This window comes from Flavobacterium sp. KY-23415, assembly GCF_055384985.1.
The window spans coordinates 1197790-1213046 of the sequence record NZ_AP044001.1 but is presented as its reverse complement, the minus strand read 5'-3'; the positions used below and the strand labels follow the sequence as shown (position 1 = coordinate 1213046).

The following is a 15257-nucleotide window of genomic DNA, read 5'->3' as shown; positions in this document are numbered from 1 at the left end:
TTATATACATTTACTGAAAAATAAATTTATTTCAGTGAAAAATAACAAGCTCTTTGTTGCTATAATTATAGCTTTGATTTTGGGTGTCTTTGCCGGTGCAATCAGTCATTATTATTATCCTTCCTATCAGGAAGATTTCTCTAAAAACGTAAAATTATTAGGAACTGTTTTTATTAGAATGGTTCAAATGATAATTGCACCATTGGTTTTCTCTACTTTAGTTGTTGGAATTGCCAAAATGGGCGATTTGAAAATGGTTGGAAGAGTTGGAAGTAAAGCAATGGCTTGGTTTATTTCTGCTTCTTTAGTGTCTTTGCTATTAGGAATGGTTTTGGTCAATGTATTAAAGCCAGGGAAAAAAACTGAAATTTCTTTAAAAGAATTAGATGGAGCTACTGAAATAATTGAAAAAACGCAGGCGTTTTCTGTAGAAGAGTTTGTGAAACATCTTGTTCCAAAAAGTATTTTTGAAGCGATGGCAATTAATGAAATTTTGCAAATTGTAATTTTTTCAATCCTTTTTGGAGTAGCTTTAGCGACATTAGGAAAGCAAGGGAAACCAATAATCAAACTTTTGGATACTTTATCTCATGTGATTCTTAAAATGGTAACCTATATCATGTGGGTGGCTCCTTTTGGTGTTTTTGGTTCTGTTGCTGCAGCAGTTGCAAAGCATGGGTTTGGGATTTTTAAATTATATACGCATTATCTTATCGATTTTACCATTGGAATTGTAATTCTTTGGCTTATTTTGTTATTGGTAGGTTATATGTTTCTTGGAAGACGTTTGCTTGTGCTTTTAAAACGTATAAAAAATCCATTATTAATTGCATTCTCTACGACAAGTTCTGAGGCAGTTTTTCCAAAATTAGTAGAAGAATTAGAAAGATTTGGTTGTCAAAATAAAATAGTTTCCTTTACTTTACCATTGGGTTATTCATTTAACCTAGACGGGAGTATGATGTATATGACATTTGCAAGTATTTTCATTGCTCAAGTGTATGGAATAGACATGAGCATTGGAGAACAATTAACAATGTTGTTGGTTTTAATGTTAACCAGTAAAGGAGTGGCTGGAGTTCCAAGAGCTTCTTTAATTGTAATTGTGGCAACCTGTGCAATGTTTAACATTCCTCCTGAAGGTATTGCATTAATTTTACCTATAGATCATTTCTGCGATATGGCAAGAAGTATGACTAATGTTTTAGGAAATTCTTTAGCTACAGCAGTAATTGATAAATGGGAAACAAAATCTATATTAGATGAATGATTTTCACTGGACAAAACTTTTTAATCCTGAATTTTATATAATGATGGAAATAAATGGAGTTCCAATAGGAATTTACATGGTGTTATTTATTGTTTTTGCTGAAACGGGACTTTTTGCTGGGTTCTTTTTGCCTGGAGATAGTTTATTGTTTTTGTCGGGTATTTATAATCGTGAATTAGTTAAAACTTTTTTCATTATTTCTAGCGATTTATCTAATGTAACGGTGCTTTCTTTGCTCATTGCAATAGCGGCTACCTTAGGGAATATTTTTGGGTATTGGTTTGGAGCTAGAAGTGGTAATTATTTATATGCAAAAGAAGATAGTTTCTTTTTTAAGAAAAAATATCTAATACAGTCTCAAGTTTTTTTTGAAAAGCATGGTGGAATTGCAATTATTTTTGCACGTTTTTTACCCATTATAAGGACTTTTGTACCCATTATTGCTGGGATTGTTCACATGAAGAAAAGTAAATTTATGTTTTATAATGTGTTAAGTTCGTTGTTGTGGTCTTTCTTATTGGTTTTTGCAGGGCATTATTTGTATAGCCTTTTCTTAGAACAATTTGGAATAGATTTAAAGAAGCATATTGAAACAATAATTTTAACGTTAATTGCAATTACCACATTTCCATTGGTTTGGAATTATTTTAAACAAAAAAAAGTATTTAATAACACAGATAAATAATGCAGCTTAGTTATTGGGAATTAAAAAATTGGTTTACCAATATAGATTTTACTATTGTAGGAAGTGGTATAGTTGGTATTCATTGTGCCCTTCAATTACGAGAAAGATTTCCAACATCAAAGATTGTAATTCTTGAAAAAGGAATGTTGCCCCAAGGAGCAAGTACTAAAAATGCAGGATTTGCTTGTTTTGGTAGTGTTTCTGAAATTATCGAAGATTTAAAAAACCATTCGGAAGAAGAGGTGATTCAATTAATTCAGAAAAGAATAAATGGGTTGAAATTACTAAGAAATAGATTGGGGGATGATGTGATCGATTTTAAACCATATGGTGGTTATGAGTTGTTTCTTAGGCAAGATGAAAGTTTTTTTGAGGAATGTCTTCAAAAATTGCCTTTCATTAATGATGTTTTAAAACCTATTTTTAAAGCAGATGTTTTTTCAAAACAAATTGATAGATTCGGTTTTGAAAATATTTTTAACTATTTGATTTTTAATCCTTTTGAAGGGCAAATTGATACTGGAAATATGATGCAAGCGCTTTTGAAAGAAGCTATTTCAAAAGATATTCTTATTTTGAATCAGCAGTGTGTGATTAATTATCAAGAACTAGAGACCTGTGTTGAGGTTGTTGCAAATGAAATCACATTTAAAACGAATAAACTGTTGTTTGCTACAAATGGTTTTGCAGGAGAATTAACAAAAGGAGAAGTGCGACCCGCTAGAGCTCAAGTCCTAATTACTAAGCCCATCCAGAATCTCGATATAAAAGGTACGTTTCATTTGGATCAAGGCTATTATTATTTCAGAAATATCGAAAATAGAATTCTCTTTGGAGGAGGAAGAAATCTTGATTTTGAAGGAGAAACTACTACAGCGTTGAATCAAACAAAAAAGATTCAAGACAAGTTGGAGGAGTTGTTAAAAACTGTAATTTTGCCGAATTATCAATTCGAAGTTGAACACCGTTGGAGTGGGATAATGGGAGTTGGTAATTATAAAATGCCAATTGTGGAACAAATGTCTCAAAATGTTTATTGCGGAGTACGATTAGGAGGAATGGGTGTTGCAATTGGGAGTTTAATAGGAAAAGAATTAGCAGATTTAGTATAATTTATGGCAAAAAAAACTACTCCAAAAAAGAAAAAAACTACCGCAAAAAAACGAACTTTTGGTCAAAAAGTGTTTCGATTTATATGGAAATCAATACTTTGGTTTAATATTGTGAGTTTGTTTTTTGTATTGCTGTATAAATTTGTTCCTGTTCCTTTTACGCCTTTAATGATAATAAGGGCTTTTGAACAAAAGGCAGAAGGGAAAGAAATGAAGTGTTCGCATGATTGGGTGTCTATTGAAAATATTTCACCAAACCTTCAAAAAGCAGTTATAGCCAGTGAAGATGGATTGTTTTTAGAGCACAATGGTTTCGATTTAAATGCGATGTTAAAAGCTTATGAAAGTAATAAAAAAGGAAAAAAAATAAAAGGAGGAAGTACAATTTCTCAGCAAACTGCAAAAAATGTATTTCTTTGGCAAGGAAGAAGTTATGTGAGGAAAGGACTAGAAGCCTACTTTACTTTTTTAATTGAACTTGTTTGGAGTAAAGAACGAATTATGGAGGTCTATTTAAATAGTATCGAAATGGGAGACGGTGTGTATGGTGCAGAGGCAGCATCTAAATACTGGTATCATAAACAAGCAAAAGATTTAACACGATATGAAGCCGCTGGTATTGCAGTCATTCTTCCAAACCCGAGAAAATATAAGGCATCAAATTCTTCTTCATATATTAATGGAAGAAAAGCTAAAATTAGTAAATATATTGGGTTTACAAAATTAGAGTATTAAAGCCTTGATAAATTTAACCCAAATTACATATTAGTAATTCTAATGTGCAATTTGGGTTTGTTGTATAAAGTTAAATTATACTAAACTATTGGCTACTAAATATTCTGCAATTTGAATGGTGTTTGTCGCTGCTCCTTTTCTTAAATTATCCGCAACAATCCACATGTTTACAGTGTTTGGTTGACTTTCATCTCTGCGAATTCTACCCACAAAAACATCATCTTTTCCTTCTGCATATAAAGGCATTGGATAGGTAAACGTGTCTAAATTATCTTGAACAGTCACCCCAGAAGTTTCGTGCAATATTTGACGAATTTCAGACACATCAAAATCATTTTCGAACTGAACATTTACCGCTTCACTATGCCCGCCAACAACAGGAATTCTAATAGCAGTTGCAGTAACAGCAATTGTTCTATCGTCTAGAATTTTTTGTGTTTCACGCACCAGTTTCATCTCTTCTTTAGTATATCCATTCGCTTCAAAAACATCGCACTGAGGGATCGCGTTTCTATGAATCTGATATTTATAGGCCATTTCTCCCTGCGCTCCTGCATATTCGTTTTCTAGTTGTTGTACTGCTTTTACACCCGTACCTGTAATAGACTGATAGGTTGAAACCACCACTCTTTTAATTTTATATTTTGAATGTAGCGGAGCCAATGCCATTACCATTTGAATCGTGGAGCAATTTGGATTAGCAATGATCTTATCTTCTTTAGTTAATGCGCTTGCATTAATTTCTGGTACAATAAGTTTCTTGGTGGCATCCATTCTCCAAGCCGAAGAATTATCAATAACTGTTGTTCCAACTTCTGCAAATTTTGGAGCCCAAATTAAAGAGGTTTCTCCTCCAGCAGAGAACAAAGCAATTTCTGGTTTCATCGCTACAGCAGTTTGCAAACCAACCACCTTATACGTTTTTCCGTTCCATTCTACTTCTTTGCCTACCGACTTTTCTGAAGCCACAAGAATTAATTCTGTTACAGGAAAATTTCTCTCTTTTAACACTTTAAGCATTATTTCGCCTACCATTCCGGTAGCACCTACTACGGCAACTTTCATCTTTATAAAATTTAGTTCAACAAAAGTATAGAATAAAATTTTGTTCGTCTATCTCAAATTATAAATTTCACAAAATTTAAAGGAAATATAGCATTTTATAAAAAAAAGAACCCCGAAAAATCGGGGTTTAGTTAGAATATATAATGTAGCGGTCACTATTTCTTTAGTAAATCTCTAATTTCAGCTAATAATTCTTCTTGAGAAGGTCCTGTTGGTGCTGGTGCTGCTTCAACTTCTTTTTTCTTCAATGCATTTACACCTTTTACAATCATAAACATTACAAAAGCAACAATCACAAAATCAATGACATTGGTTAAAAATTCTCCCCACAAAACAGCTACTTCTCCTTCAATAACTCCTTCGGCATTGGCAACGCCTTCATGTAGTACATATTTTAAATCTTTAAAATCGGAACTGAAAATTAAACCAATTAGCGGAGAAACAATTCCTCCAGTAAATGATGAAACTACTTTGTTAAAAGCAGCTCCCATAACAAAACCTACAGCAATATCTACTAGGTTTCCTTTCATTGCAAAATCTTTAAATTCCTTTAACATAATTAATTGTTTTTAGTTATTTATTTATAATTATTTTCTGCTAAACTAATTTAAAAAAAATAAAGTAATAAATTATTTTTTTTGACGACATAGAACTATCGATAAAATACCCTTTTTACCCGTTGAGATACACTTGTTAGTATTTCATAGGGTATTGTTTCCAATTGCTTTGCCATTTCAATTACAGAAGGATTTTCTCCAAAAATAATGACCTCTTCACTAGAAGTGCAATCAATATTAGTAACATCGACCATCAGCATATCCATACAAATATTCCCCACTATTTTTGCTTTTTGATTTTGAATTAGAACATACCCTTTTTCATTACCCCATGCTCTGCGAATGCCGTCTGCATAGCCAATTGGAATGGTTGCTATTTTCATTGGTTTTTCTACCATAAATTTTCTGCCATAACCAATACTTTCACCAACAGGAATTGTTCTAATCTGAGAGATGATGCTTTTTAGAGTACTCACATTCTGAAGGTTTTTGTTTTCAATTTCAGAATTTCCCACACCATACAATCCAATACCTAGTCGCACCATTTCATATTGCATTTCACTGTAATTAAAAATTCCAGAGGTGTTCAAAATATGTCGAATAGGTTTAATGTCTAATGTTGTTATCAGTTTTTCAGAATACTTTCTAAATCGCTCAAACTGAAGTTCAGTAAAAGCAGTAAAAGCAAGATCGTCTGAGGCAGAAAGATGAGAAAAAATACTTTTAACTTCAACGAAATTATTATTTTTCAAGAGTAAAATCAATTCCTCTAATGCCTCCCACTCAAAACCTAAACGATGCATTCCAGTATCTAATTTTATGTGAATAGGATAGGACGCAATATTTTTTTGTTGTGCCAACTCTAAGAAAGCTTTTAGCCCTGTAATAGAATAAATCTCAGGTTCCAAATCATAAGCAATCATTGCGTTAAAACTACTATTCTCGGGGTTAAGAACCATTATTGGCAGTTTAATTCCTGCATTTCTAAGGGCAATTCCTTCATCGGCAAAAGCAACTCCTAGATAATCTACTTTATTATGTTCTAATAGTTTTGCAATTTCATACCCTCCATTCCCATAACCAAACGCTTTAACCATAACCATAATTTTAGTTTCTGGTTTAATCTTCGATTTGTAAAAATTTAAATTATTAGAAATGGCATCAAGATTAATTTCCAAGACAGTTTCGTGCTTTTTTTCTTCTAATAGCACGACAATTTCATCAAAATTAAAACTACGAGCTCCTTTTATTAGGATGGTTTCGTTTTGAAAGGAATCGGTGTTAAATCGTTTTAAAAATTCTTCTGTGGAAGCGAACGAAATGAGGTTTGGCAACTCCTTCAGGTATTTAGAGATGGTTTCTCCAATAACTATAATTCTATCAATTTTGTTATTTTGAATAGCCAGCGCTACTTTTTGATATAAAGTTGTTGTTGGCAATCCTCCTTGGAAGATATCTGAGAGGATAATGGTCTTTTTCTGATAAAATTTTTGTTGCTCTAAAAAATCTAAAGCCATTTTTAATGACTGATAATCGGAAGAATAAGAGTCGTCTATTAGCATGCAACCATTAATTCCTTTTTTAGCCTGCAAACGAATTTCAACTTCATATAGATTTTGAACTCTAGTCGCAATAACATCTTCGCTTATACCCAAATAAAGCAGTGTGCACACGCAAGTCATTGCATTTTCAACAGCAATGCGACTATGAAAAGGAAAGACTAAAGAAACGATACTTCCTTTATAGTGTATCTTTAAAGATGTTGTGTTGTTCTTTTGTGCTTCAATTTCAGCAAAAACAACAGCACTTCGATCTTCAAAACTCCATGTGAAAATTGGTTTTTTAATGTGTTTTTCAATTGCCTCGTTTTTTTGAAGAATCACCACTTCACAATGTCTGAAAAGTTGTGTTTTTTCAATTATTTTTTCTTCTCTATTAGTAAAACCATCATCATGAGCTGTCCCAATATGAGTAAAAACACCAACAGTTGGTTGAATGATTGCTTCTAGCTTGCTCATTTCTCCTTGCTTGGAAATGCCAGCTTCAAAAATGCCTAAGTTGTGGTTTTCATTAATCCCAAAAATAGATAAGGGAACGCCCACTTGCGAGTTGTAACTTCTAGGGCTTCTAACTACTAAATAATCTGGGCTCAAAAGAAAATTCAACCATTCTTTCACAATTGTTTTGCCATTGCTACCCGTAATAGCAATTGTTGGAAACTTAAATTGTTTCTTGTAATATCTTGCGGCTTCCTGCAAGGCTTTTGTAGTGTCTTCTACTATTAAAAAATTAGCGCTATTTTCTAAGCCTTCTGGAATAGCATTCACAACAAAATAAGAAACACCATTTCTAATGAGTTCTTTCACATAGTGGTGGCCATCATGATTTTGCCCTTTTAGAGCAAAAAATAAAGTTCCAGAATTATTTTGCAACGAACGACTATCAATAGAGATATTTTCGACAATAAAGTCATCGAAAAAACCAACAGATTGAGCATCAATCTCTTTTATAATACTATTAATTGAAAAATTCATTTATTTTTTAGCTTCTTTGCTTTCCTTTAATGCTTTATAAAAGGCTGCTCGGCTTAAAGGTTCATATTCATCGGTTTCTCCTAGCATTACCAATTTATCATTTTCGGTTTTGCGAAAACTATAATTAGCCAAATTCCCAGTGCGAGTACAAACAGCGTGTACTTTAGTAACATATTCTGCGGTGGCCATTAAATTTGGCATGGGTCCGAAAGGGTTGCCCTTAAAATCCATGTCAAGACCCGCAACAATAACGCGAATACCACTATTCGCCAAATCATTGCACACCGAAACAATTTCATCATCAAAAAATTGTGCTTCATCAATACCAACAACATCGCAACCTTGTGCTAAAATGCGAATATTACCTGCCAAAGGAACAGGTGTTGACCGAATCTCATTGGCATCGTGCGAAACTACCATTTCTTCATCATAGCGTGTATCTACCGATGGCTTAAAAATTTCCACTTTCTGTTTTGCAAATTGCGCTCTTTTTAAACGTCGAATTAGTTCTTCTGTTTTTCCAGAAAACATTGAACCACAGATTACTTCTATCCAGCCAAATTGTTCAGATTGATTTACGGTATTTTCTAGAAACATTTTGTATCTTTCGGTCGATTAATATTATTTTCTACTACTTTTGTAGAATGAACAAACTTACACAAATTTACAATAAGGACAAACTATTAAAACAAGTAAGTGCTCAATTTATTTAAGCAGTAGAAAAAAATTAACAACCACTATATTAACCCATTTTTATATTCAATTTCTATTTAATAAAGCTATGAAAAAAAAGTTAGAAGCCGAATTAATCAGTATTGCTCATCGTGTTTTAAAGCTTAAAAACCGTTCCGAAACTAAACAACTGCAAGAAGAAGCTCGAAAATTATATGAACAACTAACCGTTCTTCGTTTTTATGAAGAAAACATTGAAATAGCAAAACAAGAAATTTCAATAGAAGCACTCGAACAAAAACTAGAAGCGACTACGACACCCATTATTGAAAAACCAATTGTAGAAACAACTGTTGAAGCAGAAGTGAATAACAGTATGCCAAATGAAACAGTTCCTGTGGTAGAAGAAAGGAAAGAAGAAGCATCTGTCATTGAAGAAACACCTGTTTTAGAAGCACCTGTTTTAGAAGCACCCACAGCCATACAATCGAATATTTTTGATGGTGTTCTTGTAGATGACTATAAAGAAATAGATTTCGTAAAAGTAGAAGACATTCCACAAGAAGTAGCGAAAGTAACCGAAACTGTTTTTGAAAAAGTAGAAACTCCTCTTTTTAACGAACCCGAGCCAGTTGCTAAAACCATCATAAAAGAAGATCCAAACGCTGTTGTTGAAGATAAAACGGTTTCCATCAAAAAAGAACCTAGCAAAATAGACGAACCCAAAACAATGTCATTAAATGACCGATTAACAAGAGGGATTAGCATTGGACTGAATGACAGAATAGCCTTTGAAAAAAAATTATTTGGCGGAAGTTCAGATGACTTTAACCGTGTGTTATCGCAACTAAACACTTTCGACACTTTTGAAGAAGTAACTGGTTTTATTAACGATTTTATTAAGCCAGATTATAACAATTGGGCGGGTTGCGAAGAATATGAAATGCGTTTTCTAGAAATCATAGAAAAAAAATTCAATTAAAAAGATGACTAAGTATTTTAAAATAGCCTATTGGGTATGCACCGTATTGTTTTGTGCTATAATGCTTTATTCTGCAACCCTGTATTTTAATCATTACGAAATGGTAAAAGGTTTTTTTGAGACTTTAGGCTATCCTACGTATTTAATTTACCCTTTAGCTGTTTTAAAAATCATAGGCATCATTACTATAGTATTCAATTTTAATAAAACACTGAGAGAATGGGCCTATGCAGCTTTTTTCTTTGAAATAATTCTTGCTTTTTTCGCACACTTCATGGTAAAAGATGGTGCACAAGGAACAGCAGCAGTTGCAATGATTTTATTATTAACTTCTTATTTATTAGGAAAAAAAACAGGGAAATAAAGAGAAAATGGGTAAATTATTTTTAGTTCCAACGCCAATAGGTAATCTTGACGACATGACTTTTAGAGCCATAAAAACACTGCAAGAAGTCGATTTAATATTAGCCGAAGACACCCGTAATAGCGGAAAACTATTAAAACATTTCGACATTGCAACGCAAATGCACAGTCACCACATGCACAACGAACACAAGACTGTCGAAAACTTAGTAAAAAGAATGCAAGCAGGAGAAACCATTGCTTTAATTAGCGATGCAGGAACACCTGCCATTTCGGACCCTGGTTTTCTATTAACACGTGCTTGTGTAGAAAACGGTGTGCCTGTAGAATGCTTGCCAGGAGCCACTGCCTTTGTGCCTGCTCTGGTTAATAGTGGTTTGCCTAATGACAAGTTTGTTTTTGAAGGCTTCTTGCCCGACAAAAAAGGGAGACAAACTCGTTTTTTAGCACTGGCAGAAGAAACCCGAACCATGATTTTCTATGTGTCTCCACACAAATTAAACAAAACCCTAACAGAATATATTCAATATTTCGGAGCCGATCGTCGAGTTTCTGTCTCTCGTGAAATATCCAAACTGCATGAAGAAACAGTAAGAGGCACTGCTGAAGAAGTACTGCACTATTTTGAAGCCAAACCTGCAAAAGGAGAAATTGTAATTTGTGTGGCAGGGAAAAGTTCAAAATAATTTAGCGTTGCCATTTGTGAAAAATAATTCCTTCTTATTTATTGGGTAAAGCAATAGAACAACAAACAGAAACAACTTAATCTCTTTATACAAAGTAGATAAGTCTATTATCTTTCGTCAGGTTAATAGCAGCTATTTTCATGGCAACTTGTTTGTATTATCTTTATAGGTTTTCAAAACAATGCAAACTTTGGAAGTTATTTTTGAATACTAAAAAACAAAACCCCCACCTTGGCATTTTTTTTGCGATGACTATAATATGCTACTTCAAAATTGTTGTGACAAAAACAGTAACACATTTCACTTTGTCACAGAAAGTGTGACATTATCCATTTCAAATTAAAATTGACACAAAAACCGTGACGTTTTGTGTTTCAAAATAAAAATTGTCACAGCATCCATTTCAAATCAAAATTACACCATTTACCACAAAATTTATACTATTTTATTTTTAAAAAACCAAAAGCTAACGCAACTATTTTCAAAAAGCAACTCGAAATTCAAGAATTTCGAGTACAACTTGTTTTTTTATAGTAGAAAATTACAACGAACTCATTATTTTTACAAACGAAAAAAAAACTTACACATTTTTGTAACTTATTAATCTTGAATAACGTATAACTATAAAACTACTATTACAGAAACAACATAAAAAAATGAAACACCTCCCAACCTTTTTTCCTTTTTAGCATCTATATAAAAAAGAAATCGTAGAAATACGTACGTATTTCTACGAAAAAAAACAGCCAAAAAGTATGAAAATTACGTATAAATACGCATTGACACGCAAACAATAATCATTTAGCTTTGTAGCCTAATTACAAGCATATTATTTTTTTACATCTATGTATAGCAAACTGAAAATCTGTACGCTTGCACTAGTAACTAGCGCAACCTACATGTCTGCCCAAGACATCCTTTGGGAAAAATCCTATGGTGGCAAGCATGCCGAATACCTTTATGACGCCATTGCAACCCCAGACTACGGGTTCATTTTGGCTGGAAGTTCCATTTCCGATAAAAACGGAAACAAAGAAGAAAAAAACAAAGGCGATTTGGATTATTGGCTTTGGAAAATGGACGAACACGGCAATATGGATTGGCAAAAAAGCTTTGGAGGCAACAAAGCAGACCTATTGCAAAGCATTGCCATTACCCACGATGGTGGTTTTATTCTTGGAGGCACTTCTTTGTCAGATAAAGGAATCGACAAAAAAGACTACAACAAAGGATTAGAAGATTTTTGGGTTATTAAACTCAATACCAAAGGACAAGAAATGTGGCAGAGAACCATTGGAGGAAGCGGCATGGAAAGGCTCCTTAGCATTGCACCCACCAAAGACGGTGGCTATATTTAGGATGCTTTCTAATTCCTTAGTTTATGGAGATAAAACCCATTTCCATGGAGATTAGTGATTTACCACATGGAATTTGTCTTATTAAAATTAGAATCAATACCCAACACGGAAGTGTGAAGGTTAATAAATAATAAAATAAAAAAAAATGAAAAAAATAACAACACTAATATTAATTGCATGTGCGCAAGTAGCATTTTGTCAATTAAGCACATTTAACAAAGTTGAGATTAAAACCCCCGAAACGCATGCGTTTGAAAAAAAAGGCAATATACCAACAAATCTACATGTTGGGAATATTGATTTAAATATCCCAATTGCATCTTTCCCAGTTTCCAATGATAATACGATTGAAGCAATTCTTAGCTATGATTCATCTGGTTTTGTCCCACACAAAAAATCCGAAATTGCAGGTGTAAATTGGTCACTATTTTTGGGAGGTCGAATAACTCGCAGTTTAAACAATATTCCTGACGAGTATATTGGTAGTCCTTTAGAAAATGGTTCTTCTCCTTTTGGGAGTGGACAAAACTTGCATGGTTTTTTAACTGGTGTTAGATTAAACCAATACACAAACGTGCAGCTTTTTGATCTTAATAGTGGTGCTGGTGCTGTTGTCGGCAATGGCATAGATTGGCGTATAGGTCCTTCTTCTCAGGGATATGAGGGAGAACCAGATTTATTTCGATTTTCAATTATGGGTTTAAATGGGGAATTTATGATTGGGAATAATGGTATCGTGTTAGTAAAATCTAATGATCCAGATCTAAAAGTAGACATTTCAGAAATGCAAACCTACGGTGGTAATAGTTTTTGTATTCCTCCTAGTTCAAAAATAACGCTTATTGATGGAAAAGGGATAAAATATGTTTTTGGGGGAGATTTCTCTAAATATGAAGTTACATATCAAAAAAGCGAATCTGGAGCAAGTATGTATGACTATTTTTCAGGATTCCCATATATTAACTCATTTAGTATTTCTGAAGTAATTCTAACCAATAATGATAGAATTTCATTCAATTATAAATCTGGAAGTTTAGAAAATCATGAATTATTTTGCAATATGCATGGTGTCCCAAATAATGTTTTTATAAATAATGCTCAGCTTTTAAGCTTAGAGAGTTACAATCAAGATGGTGTTAGAAGTAATGAAGTTCTAAATTGTGCTAGTCCATCATTTTGTATGAGCATTAACTCAAGCTCACCTAATGGCAATAAATATTTTGCACTGATAAAAAAATCAATATTGGAATCAGTTGTATATAACGACTATAAAATAGCTGTAAACTATACAAATTTAGGATACCCAATCAAACACCATGACAACGCTAATATGTATTTTAACGAGTTTGTTTTAAGCAACATACAAACATTTTTCAAAAACAATTTAATAAGACAAACCTCTTTTGAATACCAGCATTTAGGTGGTACAAATAAAAGACCTTTTCTACATAAAATTAGCGAACTTGATTCTACTAATTTTTATTCTTTTGAATATTACAATACCGATAATCTACCAAAATATGACACCAAAGGAATAGATCATTGGGGGTATTGGAATGGAAATGACAATAATCTTTTACTTGCTCCATACGATACTTACGATGTTTCTACAGGAGACTATACATTAGATAATACATTTAGAGATACTAATATCTCTAAATATGATGTAGGCTTGTTAAAGAAAATAGTTTATCCAACCAAAGGCTACAGTATTTTTGAATATGAACCTCATTATTATGGGAAGAGAATAGAGAGAAACTCATCAAGTTCTTTTTTACCAGTATTAACAAATAATAGTGGAATATGTGGAGGAGCTCGGATAAAAAAACAATATGATTTTTCCATAAACGGCATAATTGAAAATGAACGAGAATATAAATATACTACAAATTTAAACTCAAGTGAATCTTCAGGGATATTGATGAATTGGCCAAGATATATATATTATATTCATTTTACAGATGGCTCTTCTTTTTCCTCAAAATTATTCATTAAATCAAGTTCGAACGTTCAAGAAAACACATTAGACAGCTACAATGTTGGTTATAAAAAAGTATTTGAAATAACGAATAACAATGGCTATATCGAACACGAATTTACAAGTTATGAAAATTTTCCTGATGAACTAACTCCCTATTCCCAAAACTTAAGGGTTTATGCCATCAACATGTATCCTGCATATCCGGAAAATCTTTATAAGAATTTTAAAAACTTATATGGAATGGATAGAAGTGTTTTAAGAGGTAGGCCTTTAGTAGAAAGTGTATATTCAAATCAAAACGTTTTATTGAAGAAAAAAGTATATACCTACAATGATATAACAGATTTCAACACAAATACTTCTTTAGATGATAATAATTACGTAACTATTCATCATCTATCTGGAAAATGGGTTCAAGCTTATAAAAAATACTTCAACAACTTTTCTCTAAATTCACTAACCACTATTGAATATAATAACGGTGTTCCTATAACTCAAACTCAAACTAATTATTTTGAAAGTAATAAACATCTAAAAATATCAAAAGAGAAAACTATTGGAACAATGGGTAATGTTTTTGAAACAAAGTATTTTTTTCCAGAAGACACTCAAATGTCTGCAAAACCATTTGTAAATGATTTAAAAAATGCTAATTTGACTAATACTCCAATTGTTATTCAAACTTTTAAAAACAGCCAAAAAATCTCTGAAGAAGAAAAAGTTTTCGCAAAAGATCTCAGTACAAGCAATCTATTGCAACCAAAAAATATTTTAATTTCAAAAGAAAACCTTGCGTCTGAAACTAAAATAATCTATGACAATTATGACAATAAAGGAAATATTACACAGTTTACTATAGAAGGTGCTGTTCCAACTGCTGTGATTTGGGGTTATAACAAAACCTTACCCATCGCAAAAATTGAAAACGCAACCTATGCACAAGTGCAAAGCTATGAAGCCAATTTGCAAACACTCTCTAATGGCAATGATGAAAACAGTCTTATGACCGCACTAAACGCTTTGCGAACCGCACTTCCAAACGCTATGGTTACGACCTACACTCACAAACCACTCATTGGCATAAGCACAGTAACCGATCCTAAAGGAGAAAAAATTACCTATCATTATGATAATTTCAATCGTTTACAATTTGTAAAAGATAAAGACGAAAATATTTTAAGCGAGAACGAATATCACTATAAAAACTAATTCAAGATGAAGAAAAACCATAAACAAACGATACAATTATCATCTTGC

At 32.7% G+C, this 15257-nt stretch carries 13 protein-coding genes; 9 read left to right on the top strand and 4 right to left on the bottom strand.

Annotation, left to right across the window (positions count from 1 at the left end; all coding sequences use genetic code 11):
- Positions 1–34: 34 nt before the first annotated feature.
- Genes ACZ49Z_RS05440 through mtgA form a run of 4 tightly spaced genes read left to right on the top strand, consistent with a single transcriptional unit; the run spans position 35 to position 3802 of the window.
- A complete protein-coding gene (locus tag ACZ49Z_RS05440) occupies positions 35–1270 on the top strand; it encodes a dicarboxylate/amino acid:cation symporter (protein ID WP_464307173.1) in 1236 nt (411 codons plus the stop codon).
- Complete coding sequence (locus tag ACZ49Z_RS05435; RefSeq protein WP_464307172.1) at positions 1263–1955, top strand: DedA family protein; 693 nt, start codon at positions 1263–1265, stop codon at positions 1953–1955. Before ACZ49Z_RS05440 ends, ACZ49Z_RS05435 begins: the two co-directional genes overlap by 8 nt.
- Complete coding sequence (locus ACZ49Z_RS05430) at positions 1955–3067, top strand: NAD(P)/FAD-dependent oxidoreductase (protein WP_464307171.1); 1113 nt, start codon at positions 1955–1957, stop codon at positions 3065–3067. The genes ACZ49Z_RS05435 and ACZ49Z_RS05430 overlap by 1 nt, the downstream gene beginning before the upstream one ends.
- Before the next feature lie 3 nt (positions 3068–3070).
- Positions 3071–3802, top strand: coding sequence for a monofunctional biosynthetic peptidoglycan transglycosylase (gene mtgA / locus ACZ49Z_RS05425; RefSeq protein ID WP_464307170.1), 732 nt, complete (start codon positions 3071–3073; stop codon positions 3800–3802).
- 75 nt (positions 3803–3877) lie between these two features.
- On the opposite strand, the gene ACZ49Z_RS05420 is transcribed toward mtgA, so the two are convergent.
- From ACZ49Z_RS05420 to ACZ49Z_RS05405, 4 genes are all read right to left on the bottom strand, one after another.
- A complete protein-coding gene (locus tag ACZ49Z_RS05420; protein WP_464307169.1) occupies positions 3878–4867 on the bottom strand; it encodes an aspartate-semialdehyde dehydrogenase in 990 nt (329 codons plus the stop codon).
- Between the two features lie 155 nt (positions 4868–5022).
- On the bottom strand, positions 5023–5424 hold the full coding sequence (gene mscL, locus ACZ49Z_RS05415) for a large-conductance mechanosensitive channel protein MscL (RefSeq protein ID WP_464307168.1): 402 nt from the start codon (positions 5422–5424) through the stop codon (positions 5023–5025).
- A 95-nt stretch (positions 5425–5519) separates the two neighbouring features.
- Positions 5520–7958 carry a bifunctional UDP-N-acetylmuramoyl-tripeptide:D-alanyl-D-alanine ligase/alanine racemase gene (locus ACZ49Z_RS05410; RefSeq protein WP_464307167.1) on the bottom strand — a complete coding sequence of 813 codons (2439 nt, stop codon included), beginning with the start codon at positions 7956–7958 and terminating at the stop codon, positions 5520–5522.
- A complete protein-coding gene (locus ACZ49Z_RS05405) occupies positions 7959–8555 on the bottom strand; it encodes a thymidine kinase (RefSeq protein ID WP_464307166.1) in 597 nt (198 codons plus the stop codon).
- A 184-nt stretch (positions 8556–8739) separates the two neighbouring features.
- Here ACZ49Z_RS05405 and ACZ49Z_RS05400 point away from each other — a divergent pair, with 184 nt between their 5' ends.
- The 5 genes from ACZ49Z_RS05400 to ACZ49Z_RS05380 all read left to right on the top strand — a co-directional run bounded on the left by ACZ49Z_RS05400 (position 8740) and on the right by ACZ49Z_RS05380 (position 15209).
- The gene (locus ACZ49Z_RS05400; protein ID WP_464307165.1) at positions 8740–9612 is read left to right on the top strand and encodes a hypothetical protein; all 873 of its coding nucleotides are present in this window, start codon (positions 8740–8742) and stop codon (positions 9610–9612) included.
- A gap of 4 nt (positions 9613–9616) precedes the next feature.
- Positions 9617–9976, top strand: a complete 360-nt coding sequence (locus ACZ49Z_RS05395; protein ID WP_464307164.1) for a DoxX family protein — start codon at positions 9617–9619, stop codon at positions 9974–9976.
- A gap of 7 nt (positions 9977–9983) precedes the next feature.
- Complete coding sequence (rsmI, locus tag ACZ49Z_RS05390) at positions 9984–10661, top strand: 16S rRNA (cytidine(1402)-2'-O)-methyltransferase (RefSeq protein ID WP_464307163.1); 678 nt, start codon at positions 9984–9986, stop codon at positions 10659–10661.
- Positions 10662–11506: 845 nt separating this feature from the next.
- Entirely contained in the window at positions 11507–12019 is a 513-nt protein-coding gene (locus ACZ49Z_RS05385; protein ID WP_464307162.1) for a hypothetical protein, read from the top strand.
- 145 nt (positions 12020–12164) lie between these two features.
- A complete protein-coding gene (locus ACZ49Z_RS05380; protein WP_464307161.1) occupies positions 12165–15209 on the top strand; it encodes a hypothetical protein in 3045 nt (1014 codons plus the stop codon).
- Positions 15210–15257: the final 48 nt, after the last annotated feature.